This is a genomic window from Alistipes sp. CAG:29 (assembly GCF_000435435.1).
Classification (GTDB): domain Bacteria; phylum Bacteroidota; class Bacteroidia; order Bacteroidales; family Rikenellaceae; genus Alistipes; species Alistipes onderdonkii.
This window is the reverse complement of sequence record NZ_FR893423.1, coordinates 29,261-50,466: the sequence shown is the minus strand read 5'-3', so window position 1 is coordinate 50,466 and position 21,206 is coordinate 29,261. Positions and strand designations below refer to the sequence as shown.

Here is a 21,206-nt window from a genome sequence, read left to right as displayed (position 1 = left end):
CGAATCCGGTTTGAGCCGGGAGTCGCCGCACGACCGGTTTGTTGCACAGGCCGGAATCCGGCCTGCTATGATCCGGGTATTCCGGAAGGATGTTTTTTTTTATTTTCAGACGCGGGATGAGCAGGGATGCAATGTGTTTTGGGTTTGTAATTGTGAAATAATTTAAATCGAATATACGGATAAATAATTTATTTTACAATTATTCAGTCGATTAAATACTATTTTATTTTTTTTAACTGTATCCTGCAATTGCCGTCTGCCTTTCCCTGCCGGCCTTTGGCAACCGGACAAACGCCCCCTCCCGGCCGACTGGTCGGGAGGGGGCGTTTCAGGATGCTGCTTTTCGGGTTGCTGTGTTCCCCGTCACGCGATCCGGGTTGTATCCCGCGATGCTGTGTCCTGCTGTGCACGTTTGGGGATGTTGTGTGCCGCGGTGCTGTGTACGTTCCGGGATATTGTGTTTCGGGTCATGCGATCCGGGTCGTGTGTCCCGTGATGCTGCCCCGGGAGCTTTACAGGCGGTTCTTCTCGTCGGCCGAACCTGCTTCGACCGCCTTGCGTTTGAAGGTTTTGCCCGACTTGAAGTTGTAGGTCACCCCGATCGTGAAGCTGCGGTCGTTCCACTGCTGTTTGACGTCGACCATGCGCACGAACCCGTCGCCGCGGGCACCGATGTGCTGCGGGCGCTCGATCAGGTTGCGCACCGAGAACGAGGCGGTGAACTTGTCGCCGAAACGCTTCTTGATCCCTGCGTTCAGGAAATGGAGCGGTTTTACCCAGCAGTTGCCGAAGTCCATGCGGCTCTGGAACCGGTACGACAGGTCGATGTAGAATTTCGCGGGCAGCGAGAAGGTCGTCGAGCTGTTTACGAAATAGAAGTTGTAATGTTTTTCGGCGCTGTGCTCGTCGATGCGCTGTCCCTGCCGGATGTAGGTGAGGTTGAGATTCATCGTCCACCATTTGGTGAACTGGAACGGTGCGTTGGCCGTGAGGTAATAGTTTTTCGTCGTGTCGAAGTTGGTCCACGCCAGGCACAGGCGCGCCGGGTCGTCCGCGTCGGGGCGTATCGTCTGCTGTATCTCGTCGCGCTGGATCGTCATGCCGCCCGTGAGGGTGTACTTGTGCTTGAGCACCAGCGTCAGGCTGATGTCCTGCTTGTAAGCCGGGTCGAGTTCGGGGTTTCCCGTCTGGTAGGTGTAGTCCGAGATCTGGAACCGCTGCGGGTTGAGGCTCCAGAAGCGCGGGCGCTCGATCGTGCGGGCATACTGGGCGATGAGCGAGTAGGCCCCGTCTTTGGTCAGGGCATAGGAGACGTTCGCGTTGGGGAAGAGGCTGAAGTAGTTCTGCGAGATGTCGCCGCCCTTGCCCCGGGTGTGGGTATATTCGCCCCTCAGCCCTGCCACGAGGCTCCAGCGCCCGAGGTTGGCCGAGGCGATGCCGTAAGCCGCCGCGATGTTCTCCGTATAGTTGATCGTGAAGCTCTGGTTGTCGTTGCGCACCCACGCGCCGTCCTTCACGTATTCGTAGAGCGCGTCGTTGTGCATGTCGTTGTAGGTGAACTTGGCGCCTGCGCGCAGCGACCAGCGGGGCGAGAATTTCTTGTCGAGGGCCAGCGTGGCGGTCGTGATGTCGTAGAGGCTCGACGAGTTGTCGCGGTAGGTCGAGTCGACGGCCGTGGTGGGGGAGGTGATGCGGCTGAAATTGTCGTTGCCGGCCTCCGTTTCGCGGCGCGTGTAGTCGGCCAGCAGCTTGAGCGTCGACCCGAGCGTGTCGAGCTTGTAGATGTAGTTGAACGTCGCCGAATAGTTGTTGCGGATGTTGCGCGTGTCGTAACGGCTTTGCGTACGGGTCACGACGCCCGCGTCCGTGAAGTCGGTGTAGGAGTCGTTCGGGCCCTTTTCGTTGTTGCGCCAGTATTCGAACTCTGCGCCGATGCTGTGCTTGGGGCTTATTTCGAATACCGAGCCGATGCTGCCGCCGAAGTTGCGGTCGCGTTCGGCGATTTCCGAATGGGACGTGAGGTTCGTGTCGCCCGTGGTGTAGTCGGTGTGTTCGTCCGAGACGGCCGTGTCCTTTCCCAGGTCGGCCCACGCCGAGGCATAGAGGTCGAGGCGCCCCGTGTGGATGTTGATGTTGCCGCTCGGCGTATAGAAGTGGTGGCGCCCGTTCTGTGTGGTGCGCATCGACAGCGACCCGTCCAACCCGTTCTCGCGGCGTTTGCGGAGCGTGATCCTGATGATGCCGCCCGATGAATCGGCGTCGTAGTCGGCGCCCGTCGTCGGTACGACCTCGATCTTCTGGATCTCCTCGGCGCGCAGCGAGCGCAGGTAGGTGAGCAGCTGCTCGGGCTCCATGCGCAGTTCGCGGTCGTTGACATAGACCTTCGAGCCCGACTTGCCGTTTATCGAGATCTTCTCGTCGTCGATCCAAACGCCCGGTGCGCGTTCCAGCAGCTCGATGCCGTCCTTGCCGATCGCCGCCGGTGCGTTGGCCACGTCGACCACGAAGCGGTCGGCCTCGCGGCGGATGAGCTGCGCCTTGACCACCACGCCTTCGATCCGGGTCGTCGAGCTTTTCATCACGATCTCGCCCAGGTCGTTGTTCTCCTCGACCCGCACCTGCCGCACGACGGGGTCGAACCCGAGGTATTGTACCGACAGGGTATACTCGCCCGAAGGCACTTTCAGCACGAAGCGGCCCGTGTCGTCGGTGGCCATGCCCGCCACCTGGTCGCTGCCTTTCAGCAGCACGACCGTAGCGTACTCCACGGCCTGTCCCTGTTCGTCCACCACGCGGCCCTCGGCCGGATAGATGCGGGCTGCGAATGCGTTTGCGGCGGCCAGCGCCAGTATTACGATGAGGAAGATAAGTTTTTTCATACTATTCTGTCGTTGTTTGTAATCTGCACTGCATTTTAGTTGACGAGGCAAAGATATGTAAAAATATTTGTACTTTGCAATACATAGTACTAAATTTTACGAAAAAAATTATCCTTTCCCGGGGAGGGGCGGCCGTTCATGCATGAAAAAACGCGGACTCCCCTCTGTCGGTAGATGGGTACGACCAAGCACCCGAAGCCAAACAGGTAGAGCCCGCGCGTGACGCGGGAATACTACTGTTTTCTTGGCTTCGTTAAAATTGGTCGTTTTATCTACCCAAAAACAATAGCTTTCGCTAATATGTATGGCACAAAGTTATAAAAAAGGCAGGAAATTCAAAACGGAATCTCCCGCTTTGCTGCCTATTACCTGCGGCGACCGGCCGGCTGCCGCGTCCCGCACCCCCGTCAGCATTCCGCCTTTGTATAGTTGTCGGCGTACGCTTTCTGCGTCGCGGAAAGCGGGGGAGGGCTGTCCCCGATAAAATAGGTGTCGTCGAAATTTTGTTGAAAAATCGTGCGCCGCGAGGCTGGAATCCCGCGAATAATTCCTAAATTTGCAGATTGAATTATTATGGCTCATTGTCCCCCGATGTGATTCCGAACGCTCCGCCATGCCGTTTCCGACGCGATCCGGCAGCAGGGCAGGCACGGCGGGGCGGGAATGCCCGGCAAAAAATGCTGAAACTATGATAAGCGCGGTTTATTATATCTTCCTGGTGCTGCTGTGCACCTTCTTCATGATCCTGTCGGCCCTGGCGCTGGTCGTGTGCTATCCCTTCGACAAGGGCCGCCGCGTGGTGCACGAGCTGTCACGCATCCTGGTGCGCACCTTCTTCGCCATTCCGCCCCGCTGGCGGCAGCGTGTGGAGGGGCTCGAACATGTCGACCGGAAGAAAAGCTACGTCATCGTGCTGAACCACAATACGGTGATCGACATCCCGACGCTCTATTACATCCCGCTCAATTTCCGCTGGGTCTCCAAGCGCGAGGTCTTCAAGACGCCTTTCTTCGGGCAGTACCTTATCCTCCACGGCGACATCTGCATCAACCGCGGCCGCGCCTCCGAGGCGCTGGAGCAGATGGTGCGCGACGGCAAGCTGTGGATCTCGCGCGGCGCTTCGGTCGCCGTCTTCCCCGAGGGTACGCGTTCGAAAGACGGCGAGATACACCGCTTCAAGGCGGGCGCCTTCACGCTGGCCCGGGAGGCGGGCGTGGAGATACTCCCCGTGGTGCTGGACGGCACCAAGACGCTTATCCGCAAGAACGCGATGTTCAACTGGGGCAACCGCATCACCATCCGCGTGCTGCCCCCCGTACCGGCCGCGAAGGTCGTCTCGACCGAGACGCACGTGCTGATGGAGGAGGTGCACGACGCCATGAGCGCGGCCCTTGCCCAGATCCGAAACCGAAAATAGACTATGGCAGATTTACTCAATACCAATCCTAACGACAGCTACGGCGACGACGCCATCGTTACGCTTTCGCCGCGGGAGCATATCCGTCTGCGCCCCGGCATGTATATCGGCAAGCTGGGCGACGGCACCCAGGCCGACGACGGCATTTACGTCCTCATCAAGGAGGTCGTCGACAATTCGGTCGACGAATTCATCATGGGGGCCGGCCGCCAGATCGACATTTCGATCGAGGACAAGGTGGTGTCGGTGCGCGACTACGGCCGCGGCATCCCCCTCAAATCGCTCGCGGCGGCCGTCAGCGAGATGAACACCGGCGGTAAGTACGGCGGCTCGGCCTTCAAGAAGACCGTCGGCCTGAACGGCGTCGGCGTTAAGGCCGTCAACATGCTTTCCGGCGAGTTCACGGCCCGTTCGGTACGCGACGGCGAGGCCCGCACGGTGACCTTCGCCAAGGGGCTCGAGGTGAGCGACAGGTGGGAGAGCGGCGTGCGCGAGAAAAACGGCACCTTCATCTCGTTCCGCGTCGACGAGGAGGTCTTCGGCGAGTATGCCTACAACCTCGAATACGTCGAGCAGATGGTGCGCAACTATACGTACCTGAACCTGGGGCTGACGTTCAATTTCAACGGCAACAGCTACGTTTCGAAAAACGGCCTGCTGGATCTGCTCAACGAAAACATGACCGAAGAGCCGCTCTATGCGCCGATCCACCTTTCGGGCGACGACATCGAGGTGGCCATCGCCCACGGCACGGGCTACGGCGAGAGCTACTTCTCGTTCGTCAACGGCCAGTACACCTCGCAGGGCGGTACGCACCAGGCGGCTTTCCGCGAGGCCATCGCCAAGACCGTCAAGGAGTTCTACCACAAGGACTACGATCCTTCGGACATCCGCACGTCGATCATCGCCGCCATTTCGGTCAAGGTCACCGACCCGGTCTTCGAATCGCAGACCAAGATCAAACTCGGCTCCAAGGAGATCGAGCCGGGCGTGTCGATGCGCAATTTCGTCGTCGATTTCCTGGGCAAGCACCTCGACGACTACCTGCACAAGCATTCCGAGACGGCGCAGGTGCTCCAGCGGAAGATCGTCGAGAACGAGAAGGAGCGCAAGGCCATTTCGGGCATCCAGAAGAAGGCGCGCGAGACGGCCAAGAAGGTTTCGCTCAACAACAAGAAACTGCGCGACTGCAAGATACACCGCACCGACAAGCACGAGCTGGCCGAACAGTCGATGATCTTCATCACCGAGGGCAACTCGGCCTCGGGTTCGATCACCAAGAGCCGCGACGTGCGCACGCAGGCTGTCTTTTCGCTGCGCGGCAAGCCGCTCAACTGCTACGGGCTGACCAAAAAGGTGGTCTACGAGAACGAGGAGTTCAACCTCTTGCAGGCTGCGCTCAACATCGAGGAGGAGATGGACAACCTGCGCTATAACAAGGTGATCATCGCCACCGATGCCGATGTCGACGGCATGCACATCCGCCTTTTGATGATGACCTTCTTCCTGCAGTTCTTCCCCGACGTGATCCGCCAGGGGCACCTGTTCGTGCTGCAAACCCCCCTGTTCCGCGTCCGCAACAAGAAGGAGACGTTTTACTGCTACTCCGAGGAGGAGCGGCAGAAGGCCGTCGGACGCTGCGGCGCCAATGCCGAGATCACGCGCTTCAAGGGCCTCGGCGAGATTTCGCCCGACGAGTTCCGCGAATTCATCGGCGAGAACATCCGCCTGGACAAGGTTCGCATCACCAAGGACGACCCGATCCACGACCTGCTGGAGTTCTACATGGGCAAGAACACCTACGAACGGCAGGGCTTCATCATCGACAACCTGCGCATCGAGGAGGACATCGTCGAGCAGGATCTCGCAATCAACTAAGCAATATGGCAGAAGAAAAAGATACCATCGGGCGGGACGAGCCGCTCAACGAAGAGGCCCCGACCCCTCAGACCGCCGGCAATGCGGCCGACGCGGCCCCTGCGGCCGACGCCCCGGCCAGGGCGGGCAAGTTCGACCGCCTGACGCAGGACGAAGGGGGCGTGCGCAAACTGACGGGCATGTATAAGAACTGGTTCCTGGACTACGCTTCGTACGTGATCCTCGAACGCGCCGTACCCCATGTCGAGGACGGCCTCAAACCCGTGCAACGGCGTATCCTGCACGCCATGAAGGTCGTCGACGACGGACGCTACAACAAGGTGGCCAACATCGTGGGACAGACCATGCAGTACCACCCGCATGGCGATGCGTCGATCAAGGACGCACTGGTGCAGCTGGGGCAGAAAGACCTGCTGATCGACTGCCAGGGTAACTGGGGCAATATCCTCACGGGCGACGAGGCCGCCGCGGGGCGTTACATTGAGGCGCGCCTGTCGAAGTTCGCCTCCGAAGTGGTCTTCAACAAGAAAACCACCGAGTGGATGCTGTCCTACGACGGCCGCAAGGAGGAACCCGTCACGCTGCCGATCAAGTTTCCGCTGCTGCTGGCGCAGGGCTCCGACGGCATCGCCGTGGGTCTGGCGTCGAAGATCCTGCCCCACAACTTCGTGGAGCTCATCAATGCCTGCATCGCACACCTCGAAGGGCGCGAATTCCAGCTTTACCCCGACTTCCCGACGGGCGGCATGGCCGACGTGAGCCGCTATAACGACGGCCTGCGGGGCGGGGCGGTGAAGGTGCGTGCCAAGATTTCGAAGATCGACAAACGCACGCTCGCCATCACCGAAATCCCCTATACCACGACCACCGAGTCGATCAAGGATTCGATCATCAAGGCCAACGATAAGGGCAAGATCAAAATCAGGAAGGTCGATGACAATACGGCCGACAAGGTCGAAATCATCATCCAGGTTTCGCCCGACGAGTCGAGCGACAAAACCATCGACGCCCTCTACGCCTTCACCGACTGCGAGGTTTCGATCGCCCCCAACGCCTGCGTCATCTGGGAGGAGAAACCCCATTTCCTGGGCGTGAGCGAGATCCTGCGTCGCTCGGCCGAGCATACCAAGTGGCTGCTGGGGCGCGAGCTGGAGATCCGGCTCGGCGAACTGAACGAAGCCTGGCATGCCGCGTCGCTCGAACGCATTTTCATCGAGAACAAGCTCTACCAGCTCATCGAGGGCTGCAAGAGCCGCGAAGAGGCCTACGCCGCCGTGGACAAGGGGCTGGAGCCGTTCAAGAAACGGCTGCGCCGCGAGGTCACGCTCTCCGACGTGCAGCGCCTGACGGAACTGAAGTTCATCCGCATCTCGCGTTACGACAGCGACAAGGCCGACAACGAGATCCGTCAGATCGAGGAGGACATCAAGGCCACGCAGTACGACCTCGACCATCTCACCGAGTACGCCGTGGCCTACTACGAGCGTATCCGCGACAAGTACGGCAAGGGCAAGGAGCGCCGCACCGAGCTGCGTGAGTTCGACAACATCGAGGCCACGAAGGTCGCCGTGACCAATGCCAAGCTCTACGTCGACCGCGCCGAGGGCTTCTTCGGCATCGGCAAGTCGATGAAGGACGCCGAATTCGTATGCGACTGCTCGGATATCGACGACGTGATCGTCTTCACGAAGGACGGCCGCTACGTCATCACCAAGGTGAGCGACAAGGCCTTCTTCGAGAAGGGCATCTACTACATCGGGGTCTTCAAGCGCAACGACGAGCGCACGATCTACAACGTGCTGTACCGCGACGGCAAGAACGGCCCGATCATGATGAAGCGCTGCGCCATCAAGGCCATCACGCGCGACAAGGAGTACGACATCACCAAGGGCACGCCCAAGAGCGAGATACTCTATATGTCTGTCAATCCGAACGGTGAGGCCGAGGTGCTGAAGGTTTACTTCAAGCCCCGTCCGCGCCTGAAAAAGGTGATCGTCGACCTCGATTTCTCGACCCTCGCCATCAAGGGGCGCCAGAGCCAGGGCAACCTCTTCTCGCGCTACGGCATCCACAAGATCGTCCTCAAGGAGCGCGGCACCTCGACGCTCGGCGGCCAGAACGTCTGGTTCGACGAGGATGTCCGCCGCCTGAACGCCGACGGCCGCGGCAAGCTGCTGGGCGAGTTCAAGGGCGACGACCGGATCATCGTCTGGACGTCGAAGAACCAGTACTATATCACGGGTTACGACCTCGGGCAGCATTTCCCCGACGAGACCGTGCGCGTGAGCCGCTATGAGCCCGACCGCGTTTACAGCGTCTGCTACTACGACCGCTCGCAGCAGTTCTATTACATGAAGCGCTTCACGGCCGAGATGAGCGACAAGATGCAGTTCTTCCTCGACGAGGACGGACAGGCCGATCTGGTCGCCGTGACGGAACGCACGGGCGCCAAACTCGAAATCACCTACAAGGGGGCGCATGCGTCGCGTCCAGCGGACGAGGTCGACGTCGACGAATTCGTCGGCGTCAAGAGCCACCGCGCCAAGGGCAAGCGCCTGACGACCTACGAGGTCGCTACGCTGCGCTTCATCGAACCCGAACTGCCGCCCGAGTCCGAACCTTCGGATGACGGCGATGCCGGGGAGATTCCCGACGGCCTGCTCTCCGGCGGCGGGGCGGATGACGGGGCGGCGGATGCCGGTGCCGGCGACGCTGCGGCTGTTTCCGGCGGGGTGGAGTTCGAGATCGAACGCGCCCGGGGCGATGCCGACGAGGTGATCGACCCCGAACAACTGAACCTGTTTTGACCTGCCGGCGATGAAACCCCTCTTTTTGGTCGGTTACATGGGATGCGGCAAGAGCACCCTCGGGCGCAAGCTGGCGCGCAGGCTGGGCGTCGGCTTCGTGGATACCGATGCGCTGGTCGAGGAGCAGGCGGGAGCCTCCGTGGCCGATGTCTTCCGTTATGAAGGCGAGGCACGGTTCCGCGAAGCGGAGCGCGAAGCGCTCGAACGGGCGATCGCCGCAGGCGGCGAAACGGTGGTCTCGACGGGCGGGGGGCTCCCCACCTGGAGCGATAACATGCAGCGCATGAACGGCGTGGGGCATACCGTCTTCCTGCACCGCACTGCGGAGCAAATCGCCCGCCGCCTGAGCCCCTACGGACGCCGGAAACGTCCCCGCTTGCGGGGGCTGGACGATGCCGGACTGGTCGCTTTCATGGAACGCGATATGGCCGTGCGCGAACCCTTCTATGCGCAGGCGCATCTGGTCGTCGACTGCGATGCGATGTCCGACGACCAGGTCGTGGAGCATATCCTGAGGCAACTCGGCCTGAAATAGAAAAGACCCTGCGGCTGCGGCCCCGGGAGTACCCGGGGGCGCGGAAACCGCAGCGAACGATACGACGCGGCCGTGCCGCGGACGATGATATGCTGCAACTCCTGAAAGACGTGGATAAACTTTCAAATAATGCACCCATCGGTGTTTTCGATTCGGGGCTGGGCGGGCTGACCGTCTGGCGCGAGGTGCGGCGTGCGCTCCCCGCTGAGTCGCTCGTCTACCTGGGTGACGGTAAGAACTGCCCCTACGGGTCGCGCCCCCGCGAGGAGGTGCGGCGCCTTGCCGACGAAGCGGTCGCCTTCCTTGTGGCGCAGGGGTGCAAGCTGGTCGTCGTGGCCTGCAATACCGCTACGGCCGCCGCCATCGACTTCCTGCGCGAAAAATACGCCCCCATGCCGATCGTGGGCATGGAGCCGGCCGTGAAACCCGCCTGCCTGGCGACCCGCAGCGGGGTGGTGGGGGTACTGGCTACCGAACGGAGCCTCGACGGCGAGCTCTTCCGCCGCACGGCGGCCAGGTACGGCGACGGCGTAGACCTTGTCACGGCGCCAGGCCGGGGCTTCGTCGAACTGGTCGAAAACGACCTCGAAGCTACGCCCGAGGCCGAGGCTACCGTCCGTGCCGCCGTCGCGGAGATGCTGGAGCACGGGGCCGACCAGATCGTGCTCGGCTGCACGCACTATCCTTTCCTGCTTCCCGTCCTCGAACGTGTCGTCGCGGGCCGCGGCGTCACGGTCGTCGACCCTTCGCCCGCCGTCGCCCGCCGCGTCGTGCAGCTGCTCGACCGTTACGGCCTGCACGTCGACCCCGCCCACCGCGCGGAATATACGTTCCGCACCTTTGCCGACGAGGCCTACCGCCTCCGCCTGGAACGCAAGGCCTTGGGGGCACTTTAATAGCGCCGGATTCGCTTCCGAACCCGATTTTACATCGCGATATTCCGAAATGTCGAAAAAAATGCGTAACTTCGCTTGATAAAAATCAAGCGCAACACAGATGGCATCTAAAAATACATCCTCATCCCCCAACGGACGGCAGAAAGTCCAGCGTTCCAACAGCGACAGTGCGCGCTGGGTCGCAGGATTGCTGCTGCTTTTCATCGGGGTGTTCGCCGCCTCGGCCGTACTGTTCTCGTTTTTTACCTGGGCGGCCGACCAGAGCGGGCTGCTGCTCTCGCCCGAGGAACGTGCCACGCTGGGCGTCGAGCCCGGAAATCTCTGCGGCTGGGCGGGTGCCAGGCTGGGACGCCTGCTGGTCGACAACTCGTTCGGCGTGTCCGGCATTCTGATCCCGGTGATGGTGGTGCTCGTCGGCGTGCGCGTCATCCGCCAGCGCCCGCTGCTGTTCAACCATTCGATCCTCTCGCTTTTCCTCATCCTGATCCTCGGTTCGCTGACGCTGGGCTTCGCCTTCTCGGACAAGTGGAGCCTTTGCAGTTCGACGGGGTGGGGCGGTGCCTTCGGCATCGAGACCGCAGCGCTGCTGCGCACGCATATCGGGGTGCTGGGGACGTTGATCCTGCTGCTGGGCTGCTGGATCCTTACGGGGGTATTCATCAACCGCAACTTCATCAACAAGGTCAACCGTGCGGGCAACGTCATGGTCGACAAGAGCGGCAGGATCGTAGAGATCGTCAAACATAAGGTCGTGCACGCGCACGGGCAAACGTCCGATGCCGCCGGGGATGCGGCTGCCGTAGCCGCGGAATCCGCCGGGAATCCCGGGGAGAGGCCTGCCAGGCGGGCCGCCGGCACCCCCGCCGGGGGGGCGGTCGGCCGACACTCCGGCCGTGGAGTCTGCCGTGAAGGCGGAGCCCGAGGTGGTCGTGCGCCGTCCCGAACCCGAACTGGCCGTGCAGCGTCCGGTGCCGGAAATGCCCCGCGCCGTGCGTACTCCCGGGCCTGCTGCCGCCGGGACTCCCGCCGCCCCGCAGGCCGCCCGCCGCGATGCGGACGACAATCCGTTCGTGGAACTGGGCCCCGACGGCATGCCCATTGTGCCCGAAGCCCCGCAGGCGGCAGAGGCCGCCGCATCCGATGACGACGGCGAGTTTACCGAGGTCGACCTGTCGCGCCCCGAAGGCCGGCTGGTGATCGGCCCCAGCGGGCTTGTCGAGCTGGAACGCCCCGCGGTGCGTCCTGCCGCCGGCACTGCTGTCCGGCCTGCTGCGCCCGTGTCCGACGAACCTTTCACCGAATTATCCCTGGGCGGGGAAGAACCTGTCCGGACACCGGCCCCGGTTGCCGGGATGCCCTCTGTTGCCGGGATGCCCTCTGTTGCCGGGATGCCCTCCGCTGCCGCTCCTGTATCCGGGGAGCCGCTCCCCGACGGGCCGTTCACCGAGATACCCGTTCCTGCCGGGGGCGTCGTCGTGACCGTCGAGGCCAACGAAGCCCGCCTGGTCGACGAAAAGGCGATCCCGACCGAGAGCTACGACCCGCTGAAAGACCTCGTGAACTACCACAAGCCGCCCGTGACGCTGCTCGAAGACTATGTTTCCGACTCGGAAGTGAGCGACGAGGAGATTTTCGAGAACAAGACCAAGATCGAGGACACGCTCCGCAATTTCGGCATCCCCATCCAGCGTATCAAAGCCACGGTCGGCCCCACCGTGACGCTCTATGAGATCGTGCAGGCGCAGGGCGTCAAGATCTCGAAGATCCAGGGGCTCGAAAACGACATCGCCCAGAGCCTCAAGGCGCTGGGTATCCGCATCATCGCCCCTATCCCCGGCAAGGGAACCATCGGCATCGAGGTGCCCAACCGCGACAAGCAGGTGGTGTCGATGTACTCCGCCGTGCGTTCGCTGCGTTTCCAGGAGTCGAAGGCCGAGCTCCCGGTGGTGATCGGCCGTACGATCCAGAACGAAAACTATGTCTTCGACCTGGCCAAGATGCCGCACCTGCTAGTGGCCGGCGCCACGGGACAGGGTAAGTCCGTGGGGCTGAACGCCATCATCACCTCGCTGCTCTACCGCAAGCACCCCGCGCAGCTCAAGTTCGTGATGATAGACCCCAAGATGGTCGAGTTCTCGCTCTATGCCAAGATCGAGCGCCATTTCCTCGCCAAGATGGAGTCCGAGGACGATGCCATCATCACCGACCCCAAGAAGGCGGTCTATACGCTCAATTCGCTCTGCACGGAGATGGACAGCCGCCTGGAACTCTGCAAGAAAGCCGGGGCGCGCAACATCGCCGAGTACAACGAGAAATTCACCGCCCGGCGGCTCAGCCCGCTCAACGGGCACCGCTACCTGCCCTATATCGTCGTGGTGGTCGACGAGTTCGCCGACCTGATCATGACCGCCCGCGAGGTCGAGGGGCCCGTCATGCGCCTCGCGCAGAAGGCGCGTGCCGTCGGCATCCACCTGATCATCGCCACGCAGCGCCCCGACGTGAAGGTCATCACGGGCGGTATCAAGGCCAATTTCCCCGCGCGTATCGCCTTCCGCGTGATGCAGATGATCGACTCGCGTACGATCATCGACCAGCCGGGGGCCAACCAGCTTATCGGCCGCGGCGACATGCTCTTCTCGAAGGACGGGGAACTGACCCGTATCCAGTGCGCGCTGGTCGAAACCAAGGAGGTCGAACGCATCGTCGAGTATATATCGAAGCAGCAGGGCTATACTTCGGCCTATTCGCTGCCCGACTATACGCCCGATACGGGCGATTCTTCGGGGAGCATGGGCAGCGAGGACTCCGCCCCCGTGAAATACGATTCACTCTTCGCCGAGATCGCCCGCGACGCCGTTTCGGGCGGCAATATCTCGACCTCGATGATCCAGCGCAACTACGAGGTGGGCTTCAACCGTGCCGGGCGCATCATGATGCAGCTCGAACGTGCCGGCATCGTCGGCCGCCAGCAGGGAGCCAAGCCGCGCGACATCCTTTTCCATGACATGCCCTCGCTCGAAGCCAAGTTGCAGGAGCTGGGCCTATTCTGATGCTGCCATGAAACGACTCCTGTCCCTCCTGTTGCTGCTTTCCGCGATGCAATCCGTCGCCGCAGTCCCGGCCGCTGTCAATGTTCCGGCTGCCGCAAATAATGTCCCGGCCGCCGACCGTGCCGACGCGATCCTGGCCGGGGTCAGCGACGGCTTCCGGGCGCTGGGTGCCTACGGGGTGTCGTTCGAGGTGCGCTCGGACGAATACGTCACGCGCGGGCGCTATGCCGTCGAGGGGGAGAATTATTACCTCGTGCTGGGCGATGCCGAGGTCTACTGCGACGGAGCCGTGCGCTACGAGGTGGACAACCGCCGCCGCGAGGTGACGATCGACGTGGTCGACACCGACAGCCGCAATATCCTCAATAACCCCGTCCATGCCTTCGATTTCCTCGGCAGCGAATACGCCGCGTCGCTCGCCGGCGAGCAGGAGGGCCGTGCCGTGGTGCGGCTGACCCCTGCGCCGGGGAATACCTCCTCGGCGGGCAATATCGTCCTTACGGTCGATACCGCCGCGATGCGTCCCGTGTCGCTCCGCTACGATTACGACGGCGAGCAGGTGCAGGTTTCGGTGCTGGGCATCAAGCCCCTCGAAACGCCGCTCAAGGCCTTTGCGAAAGATAACTACGCCGGGTACGAATTCATAGACTTCCGCTGACCATGTTGCACTGCCGACCCATCATGCTGCTGTTGTTCGTCGCCATCCCCGCGGCGATGCTGGCTGCGGCGCCGGGAAACCCGTCGCCGGCGGGCGGGCATACCCCTGCCGCCGGACATGACCGCCCTGCGGCGGATATGCCCGGTTCGGTTCCCGGAGCCGGAAGCCCGGCCGGGCAACAGCCTTCCGGCACGGCATGGGAGCTTACCTGCGAGCGCGATCTGCTCTATGCGGCGTCTTTCGTAGGGGATTCCATACCGGTGCGGGTGTTCCTCGAATCGGGCGTCTATTTTCCGCTGATCGACAGCGCGCTGGTCTGGTCGCACCCCGGGCTTTTCGAACCCGTCGAACTCGAACGTCCCGTGCGTTTCCGCATGGCCGGCGGCACGGACTATTCGGCCCGCTATAAACTGGCGCCGGGGCTCAGGGTGGGGGATACGCGCAGTTTGCGCGAGAGCTATGTCGTCGACCTCAGGCGACGCAGGCCCTGCGACCTGCTCTACCCGCTCCATACCTTCACGACCGACAGCGTGGCCGCGCCCGGTATTTTCGAGCTCGATGTCCGCCGCGGCATTTTCCGCCCGCTCTCATCCGGGAGCCTGCCGCAGCCCGGCGACGGGTGGGAGGCCTACGAACTGGTGCCCGACGGGCAGTCGGGGATGTTCTGGGTCATGGATACGGTGCGCTTGTCCGACGACCGGGGACGCAGCCGTGCGATGCCGATGCGGCTGGTCGTCGATTTGGGCAACGCCAACCTGCTGGCACTCTTTGCGTTCAAACCTGAGGTCGGAAAATTCGTGTCACGCGCCCCTGTCGATCTGGTGGAAGGCCATACGCCGGGCGGGATGACCCTGCGGGTGCTGATGCCCGCCGTCGCCACTTTCATGGGGTGTTACTCCTTCGGCGGGCTGCCTGTCGTGGTGCTTGACAAACCGATGAAACTCCCCGGCGACGGTTTCCTCGGCGTAAAATTCTTCTCCGCATTCCGGGTGGTCTTCGATTTCCGCCACGGGCGGTTGTGGCTCAGGCTGGCGGATTGACCCCTATTTCCGGTTGAGGTACCAGTAGAGCCCGCCGACGAAGATGCCGCCGCCCGCGATGTTCCCGAGCGTGGCGGGAACCAGGTTTGCGGCGACCATGTCCGCCGCCGTCACCGGGGCGCCCAGCATCATCCCCAGCGGGATGAAGAACATGTTGGCGATGCAGTGCTCGTAGCCGATCACCACGAAGCACATGACCGGGAAAAACAACCCCATCATACGGCCTGCCGCGTCGTCGGTACTCAGCCCGAGCCATACCGCGAGGCATACCAGCCAGTTGGCGCCCACGCCGCGCAGGAATACCGTCAGCCACGGCATCGAGACCTTGGCCTGCGCCACGTTGCAGGCCGCTTCGCGCCACAGCTCCGACGAGAGTACGCCGGGCAGCACCACCAGGAAATAGGCGAAGAAGGCCGCCCCGATGAAATTCCCCGCGTATACCAGCCCCCAGTTGCGCAGCACCTTGCCCCATCCGTACCTGCGGCCCAGCGCCCCGGGTACGAGCACGGCGTTGTTGCCCGTGAAGAGCTCCGCCCCGGCGAATACCACCAGGATGAGCCCCAGCGGGAATACCAGCCCCGAGAGCAGGCGCTGCAACCCGGGCGCTTCGGCCACCCCGGGGAACCCGAACCCCGCCATCAGCGAGAAGAGTCCGCCCATGGCGATGTATGCGCCGGCCAGGAATGCCAGCAGGAGGGTCTTGCCCGCCGGGAGTTGCATTTTGCCCGTTGCCGACTGCTGAGCCCGCGCGAGTACTTCCTGGGGTGTGTTTATCTGTGCCATGTTCGGGAATAGAGGCCGCAAAGGTAGTGAAACGATCCGGAACGCGCAAGCGGACGCCGTCAGTCTGCCGGGAATTTTTTTTGAGGCCGTCAGATCGCCGGAAAAGGGGCAAAAACGGGGCATCGTTCCGGAAATCTTCCGCGCGGAGGCGATATTTATCGGCTTAAAGTTGCTCAGATCGGAAATAAATCGTATTTTTGTTCGTTAAAAGACTGTAATTTTAAAGAGATAAGATGCTAACTGAAGAAGAAAAGAATGCAGGTTTGACAGGACGTATCATTCCTATCAATATCGAAGAGCAGATGAAGTCGGCGTACATCGACTATTCGATGTCGGTCATCGTGTCGCGTGCGCTTCCCGACGTGCGCGACGGCATGAAGCCCGTGCACCGCCGTATCCTCTACGATATGAGCGCGGAGCTTAACCTCTACTCCGACAAACCGACCCGTAAGTCGGCGCGTATCGTCGGCGACGTGCTCGGTAAGTTCCACCCTCACGGCGACTCGTCGGTCTACGACGCGATGGTGCGTCTGGCGCAGGAGTGGTCGATGCGCTACCCGCTGGTCGACGGCCAGGGTAACTTCGGTTCGATGGACGGCGACTCGCCGGCTGCCATGCGTTATACCGAGGCCCGCATGAAGAAGATCACCGACGAGGTGATGGCCGACATCGACAAGGAGACCGTCGACTGGACGCTCAACTTCGACGATACGATCCCCGAACCCACGGTGCTGCCCACCAAGATCCCGCTGCTGATCGTCAACGGCGCCAGCGGTATCGCCGTCGGTATGGCCACCAACATGGCCCCGCACAACCTCAGCGAGGTGGTCGACGCCTGCTGCGCCTATATCGACAACTCCGAGATCACGGGCGAGGAGATGCTGCATTTCATCAAGGGCCCCGATTTCCCCACGGGCGGTATTATCTACGGCTACGAGGGTGTCCGGGAGGCCATGCTTACGGGCCGCGGCCGCGTCATGATGCGTGCCAAGACCGACATCGAGCATACCCCCAGCGGCCGCGAGTGCATCGTCATCACCGAAATCCCCTACATGATCAACAAGGCCGAGATGATCAAGAAGATCGCCGACATGATCAACGAGAAGAAGATCGACGGCATTTCCTACATCAACGACGAGTCCGACCGTGACGGCCTGCGGATCATCATTATCCTCAAACACGATGCCGTGGCGAGCGTCGTGCTCAACACCCTTTATAAGAATACGCCGCTGCAAACCTCGTTTGCAGTGAACAATATCGCGCTTGTGAACGGCCGTCCGCAGCTGTTGCCGATGCGCGATCTGGTCATGCACTTCGTCAACCACCGCCACGACGTGGTGGTGCGCCGCACGCGCTACGACCTGCGCAAGGCCGAGGAGCGCCTGCATATCGTGCTGGGTCTCTTGATCGCACAGGACAACATCGACGAGATCGTGCACATCATCCGCTCGTCGCAGACGCCCGACGCTGCCAAGCAGGCGATGATCGAGCGTTTCGAGTTGAGCGACATCCAGGCTTCGGCCATCATCGAGATGCGCCTGCGCGCCCTGACGGGGTTGGAGTACGGCAAACTGACCGCCGAGCGCGACGATCTTACCAAGCTGATCGCCCACCTGAAGGACGTGCTGGAGAATGTCGGCATGCAGATGCAGATCGTCAAGGACGAACTGCTCGAAATCAAGGAGAAATACGGCGACGAGCGCCGTTCGGAGATCGTCTATGCCTCCGAGGAGTTCAACCCCGAGGATTTCTATGCCGACGACGACATGGTCATCACCATCTCGCACATGGGCTACATCAAGCGCACCCCGCTGGCCGAATACCGCACGCAGAACCGCGGCGGCGTCGGCGCCAAGGGCAGTGCCACGCGCGACGAGGACTTCATCGAGCATATCTACGTGGCTTCGATGCACAATACGATGCTTTTCTTCACGGAGAAGGGGCGCTGCTACTGGCTCAAGGTCTACGAGATCCCCGAGGGCGCACGCTCCTCGAAGGGACGCGCCATCCAGAACGTCATCCAGATCGAACCCGACGACAAGGTTCGCGCCTATATCAACGTCAAGCGCCTGAACGACGCCGAGTATGTGAACAACAACTTCATCATCATGTGTACCAAGGACGGTACGATCAAGAAGACGAAGCTCGAAGCCTACTCGCGCCCGCGCCAGAACGGCGTGAACGCCATCGTCATCCGCGAGGGCGACCAGCTGATCGAGGCTAAGCTCACCAGCGGCAACGCCGAAGTGATGATTGCGGCCCGCGAAGGCAAGGCCATCCGCTTCAACGAGTCGACGGTGCGCCCGATCGGGCGTGTCGGTGCGGGTGTGCGCGGCATCTCGATCGAGGAGTCCGACGAGGTGATCGGCATGATCTGTGTGGAACCCGATTCGACGCAGGACGTGCTGGTGCTGAGCGAAAACGGTTACGGCAAGCGTACCGACCTCGACGAATACCGCATCACCAACCGCGGCGGTAAGGGTGTGAAGACGATCAACGTGACGGAGAAAACCGGCAAACTTATCTCCATACAGGCCGTTACGGACGACAACGACCTGATGATTATCAACCGTTCGGGACTTACCATACGTACGGCCGTGTCGCAGATCCGCCTGGCGGGTCGTGCCACGCAGGGCGTGCGTATCATCAACCTGCGCGACGGCGATGCCATTGCCTCGGTGATGGCCGTGCCTGCTGCCGGCGATGAAGAAGAAGTACAGTCCGCGGAGGCTGCTGAAAACGGGGCCGCAACGCCCGAAGCAGGACAGCCGGCCGAGGAATAGATGAAATGAATTTGAAAACTTTAAATTAAATTTTGTTATGAAGAAAACATTTTTGACGGCTTTCGCGGCGCTGCTCGTGGCTATCCCTGCCGTGCAGGCGCAGAAAGTCAACAAGAGCGGGCTCCTCACCAAGATCGAGAAGAGCGACGCCGACATCGCCGACGCGAAGAAGAACGCCAAGGCCTCCACGTGGATCAACCGGGGCAAAGCATTGTACGAGGCTGCCGTGGAACCGACGAAGAGCCTCTTCGTCAACATGGACGCCGCGATGCTGAAACTGGCCGTGGGTGAACCCTCGGCTACCAAGCAGGTGACGCTTCTCAACGTTCCCTACGAAGCGTGGGAGTACCCCTATTTCATCGCCTACATCAAGGACGGCAAGGTCGTTACCTGGACGCAGACCGACTGGGTGCTGAAAGAGGCCCCTGCCATGGCCATCGAGGCTTACAACAAGGCTTACGAGATCGACCCCAAGAGCGCTGCGAAGGCGAAGGACGGGTTGCAGCAGATCAGCGATTTCTGTTCGCAGGTCGGTAATACGGGCATCGACACGGGCGAGTACGTAGCCGCTGCCGACGCCTATGCCACGGCTTTCCAGGCGCAGTCGAGCCCCGCTTACGGCGCAGCCGCTGACCCCGCGCTGCTTTACTATGCCGGTTACCTGCGCACGGTGGACGGTTCGGCGCACCCCTCGTCGTTCGGACAGGGTGCCGAGTACCTCAAGAAAGCGATCGACCTGGGGTATACCGACGAGGAGGGTAACATCTACTACTACCTCTTCCACTGCTACTACGGCCTGAAGAATGTCAGCCAGGACAATGTCATGCTGGCCAAGGACGCCCTGATCACGGGTATCGGGAAATTCCCGAAGAACGAGCGTATCCTCGACGGCCTGATGCAGCTCTACACCTCCGAAGAGGGCGTGGGCGACCCTGCCGACCTGGTAACGCTGATCGACTCGGCCATTGCCGACAACCCCGAGAACGTAGACCTCTGGTTCGGCCGCGGCCGTATCTTCTATGCGCTGAAAAACTACGACGAGAGCATCGCATCGTTCAAGAAGGTCGTGGAGCTGAAGCCCGACCTGTTCGAAGGCAACTATTACCTGGGCGTGTTCTACACGATCAAGGCCGACGAGATGAACAAGGTGATGAACGAGAAGCAGTATAGCAGCCAGACTGCCTACGATACCGACCTGAAGGAGGTGAATGCCGTCTATATGGATGCCGTGCCCTGGTTCGAAAAGGCTTACGAGCTGAAAAAGGACGACGTCAATACGCTCGACTTCCTCAAGTCGATCTGCTTCCGCCTGCGCGACGAGGAGGGCATGATGGACAAGTACAACAAGTACAACACCCTGCTCAAAGAAGCCAAAGGCGAAGAATAATCCCCTGCGGGGGCGGCGCTGCCGCCCTGCGCTTACAGGAATCCCGGCTCCGCATTTCGGAGCCGGGATTTTTCATGCGCCGATGCGCCTGTCGTGATGTCCGTGCCGTCGAATTCGTAGGGTAATATCCGTGCAAGATACTCGTGCAAGATATCCGTGCAAGAAATCCTGTGCGGCATCCGTGCGAAATGCCTGTGCTGTTGTGCCGATCTCCGGGCATTCTGCCTGTGGCGCGACCCGCGCTTCAAGGTTTCCGGATGTCGAAGCCCAACTGCCGGAGCATCCCTTCGTGGTCGAGGCAAAAGCGTTTCATCAGCAGGTAATGCGGCGTCTGCTCCAGTTCGGTGAGTTGCAGTCCGTTGTCCGCGATCTCGTAGATGTCGGCGCCGGGGTAGGCCATGACGATAGGCGAGTGGGTGCTGACGATGAACTGCGATCCGCTTTCCACGAGTTGTTTTATCCGGCACAGCATATACATCTGCCGCGACGGCGAGAGGGCGGCCTCGGGCTCGTCGAAGATATAGAGCCCGTTTCCGCGGAGCCTGTGTTCGAGCAGGCTCAGGAAGCTTTCGCCGTGCGATTGCCTGTGGAGCGACTTGTCGCCGTAATAGCGGTGTATGCCGTCGGCTATCTGGTCGATCTCGGTGGCGACGTTGTAGAAACTCTCGGCACGCAGGAAATAGCCGTCGCGCGGCTGCAACCCGCGTCCGAGCACGAGGTTCCCGTATAGCGGGGAATGAGTCTCGCGCGTTGCGAACCGAAAGTTCTTCGACCCGCCCTCGGCATTGAATCCCGCCTTTACGGCGATGGCTTCCAGCAGCGTCGATTTGCCCATGCCGTTCTCGCCCACGATGAACGTCACCGGGCGGCGGAACCGCAACCCGCTGAACCCCGCCAGCGCGGGCACCGTATAGGGGTATTCGTGCGGCAAATCTCCGGCCTCTTTCAGTCGGATATATTTGATATAGAGTGCGTTTTCGGATAAGATCATGGCGGGCTTTTTTTGGGTTCCGTTCCGCTAATTTAGTGATTTTCCCCGGATATGCGGCCTGTTATCGCAGGAAACCTTCCAGATTCCGGACGTTGCCTCTCC

General features: G+C 61.3%; 12 protein-coding genes and 1 pseudogene. 10 read left to right on the top strand and 3 right to left on the bottom strand.

Features of this window, described 5'->3' with window-relative positions; translation table 11 throughout:
* Nucleotides 1–512 precede the first annotated feature (512 nt).
* Nucleotides 513–2,879 (bottom strand): outer membrane beta-barrel protein, encoded by a 2,367-nt coding sequence (locus QVP03_RS03365; protein WP_022332198.1) that lies wholly within the window; start codon nucleotides 2,877–2,879, stop codon nucleotides 513–515.
* A 688-nt stretch (nucleotides 2,880–3,567) separates the two neighbouring features.
* Here QVP03_RS03365 and QVP03_RS03360 point away from each other — a divergent pair.
* The 8 genes and pseudogenes from QVP03_RS03360 to QVP03_RS03325 all read left to right on the top strand — a co-directional run bounded on the left by QVP03_RS03360 (nucleotide 3,568) and on the right by QVP03_RS03325 (nucleotide 15,160).
* Nucleotides 3,568–4,296, top strand: a complete 729-nt coding sequence (locus tag QVP03_RS03360; RefSeq protein WP_022332197.1) for a lysophospholipid acyltransferase family protein — start codon at nucleotides 3,568–3,570, stop codon at nucleotides 4,294–4,296.
* A gap of 3 nt (nucleotides 4,297–4,299) precedes the next feature.
* Nucleotides 4,300–6,174, top strand: a complete 1,875-nt coding sequence (locus tag QVP03_RS03355; protein WP_018697296.1) for a DNA topoisomerase IV subunit B — start codon at nucleotides 4,300–4,302, stop codon at nucleotides 6,172–6,174.
* Nucleotides 6,175–6,179: 5 nt separating this feature from the next.
* Entirely contained in the window at nucleotides 6,180–8,981 is a 2,802-nt protein-coding gene (locus QVP03_RS03350; RefSeq protein ID WP_022332196.1) for a DNA gyrase/topoisomerase IV subunit A, read from the top strand.
* 10 nt (nucleotides 8,982–8,991) lie between these two features.
* Nucleotides 8,992–9,516 (top strand): shikimate kinase, encoded by a 525-nt coding sequence (locus QVP03_RS03345; RefSeq protein ID WP_022332195.1) that lies wholly within the window; start codon nucleotides 8,992–8,994, stop codon nucleotides 9,514–9,516.
* A gap of 89 nt (nucleotides 9,517–9,605) precedes the next feature.
* Entirely contained in the window at nucleotides 9,606–10,412 is an 807-nt protein-coding gene (murI, locus tag QVP03_RS03340) for a glutamate racemase (RefSeq protein ID WP_022332194.1), read from the top strand.
* Between the two features lie 100 nt (nucleotides 10,413–10,512).
* Nucleotides 10,513–13,462: pseudogene (locus QVP03_RS03335) on the top strand (DNA translocase FtsK 4TM domain-containing protein).
* A 7-nt stretch (nucleotides 13,463–13,469) separates the two neighbouring features.
* Complete coding sequence (locus QVP03_RS03330) at nucleotides 13,470–14,120, top strand: hypothetical protein (protein WP_022332191.1); 651 nt, start codon at nucleotides 13,470–13,472, stop codon at nucleotides 14,118–14,120.
* Nucleotides 14,121–14,122: 2 nt separating this feature from the next.
* Nucleotides 14,123–15,160, top strand: coding sequence for a hypothetical protein (locus QVP03_RS03325; protein ID WP_022332190.1), 1,038 nt, complete (start codon nucleotides 14,123–14,125; stop codon nucleotides 15,158–15,160).
* Nucleotides 15,161–15,163: 3 nt separating this feature from the next.
* Here the strand turns inward: QVP03_RS03325 and QVP03_RS03320 are convergent, their stop codons facing one another.
* Complete coding sequence (locus QVP03_RS03320; protein ID WP_022332189.1) at nucleotides 15,164–15,943, bottom strand: formate/nitrite transporter family protein; 780 nt, start codon at nucleotides 15,941–15,943, stop codon at nucleotides 15,164–15,166.
* A gap of 233 nt (nucleotides 15,944–16,176) precedes the next feature.
* Here QVP03_RS03320 and gyrA point away from each other — a divergent pair, with 233 nt between their 5' ends.
* Complete coding sequence (gyrA, locus tag QVP03_RS03315; protein ID WP_022332188.1) at nucleotides 16,177–18,726, top strand: DNA gyrase subunit A; 2,550 nt, start codon at nucleotides 16,177–16,179, stop codon at nucleotides 18,724–18,726.
* Nucleotides 18,727–18,763: 37 nt separating this feature from the next.
* Nucleotides 18,764–20,113, top strand: coding sequence for a tetratricopeptide repeat protein (locus QVP03_RS03310; RefSeq protein WP_022332187.1), 1,350 nt, complete (start codon nucleotides 18,764–18,766; stop codon nucleotides 20,111–20,113).
* A gap of 244 nt (nucleotides 20,114–20,357) precedes the next feature.
* Here QVP03_RS03310 and QVP03_RS03305 read toward each other — a convergent pair whose 3' ends face one another.
* Nucleotides 20,358–21,104 carry an AAA family ATPase gene (locus QVP03_RS03305; protein WP_018697285.1) on the bottom strand — a complete coding sequence of 249 codons (747 nt, stop codon included), beginning with the start codon at nucleotides 21,102–21,104 and terminating at the stop codon, nucleotides 20,358–20,360.
* Nucleotides 21,105–21,206 lie beyond the last annotated feature (102 nt).

Coding starts and splice junctions, on each gene's coding strand:
- QVP03_RS03310 (WP_022332187.1), top strand. CDS start 18,764: ATGAAGAAAACATTTTTGACGGCTTTCGCGGCGCTGCTCGTGGCTATC.
- QVP03_RS03350 (WP_022332196.1), top strand. CDS start 6,180: ATGGCAGAAGAAAAAGATACCATCGGGCGGGACGAGCCGCTCAACGAA.
- QVP03_RS03305 (WP_018697285.1), bottom strand. CDS start 21,104: ATGATCTTATCCGAAAACGCACTCTATATCAAATATATCCGACTGAAA.
- QVP03_RS03360 (WP_022332197.1), top strand. CDS start 3,568: ATGATAAGCGCGGTTTATTATATCTTCCTGGTGCTGCTGTGCACCTTC.
- murI (WP_022332194.1), top strand. CDS start 9,606: ATGCTGCAACTCCTGAAAGACGTGGATAAACTTTCAAATAATGCACCC.
- QVP03_RS03355 (WP_018697296.1), top strand. CDS start 4,300: ATGGCAGATTTACTCAATACCAATCCTAACGACAGCTACGGCGACGAC.
- QVP03_RS03345 (WP_022332195.1), top strand. CDS start 8,992: ATGAAACCCCTCTTTTTGGTCGGTTACATGGGATGCGGCAAGAGCACC.
- QVP03_RS03325 (WP_022332190.1), top strand. CDS start 14,123: ATGTTGCACTGCCGACCCATCATGCTGCTGTTGTTCGTCGCCATCCCC.
- gyrA (WP_022332188.1), top strand. CDS start 16,177: ATGCTAACTGAAGAAGAAAAGAATGCAGGTTTGACAGGACGTATCATT.
- QVP03_RS03320 (WP_022332189.1), bottom strand. CDS start 15,943: ATGGCACAGATAAACACACCCCAGGAAGTACTCGCGCGGGCTCAGCAG.
- QVP03_RS03365 (WP_022332198.1), bottom strand. CDS start 2,879: ATGAAAAAACTTATCTTCCTCATCGTAATACTGGCGCTGGCCGCCGCA.
- QVP03_RS03330 (WP_022332191.1), top strand. CDS start 13,470: ATGAAACGACTCCTGTCCCTCCTGTTGCTGCTTTCCGCGATGCAATCC.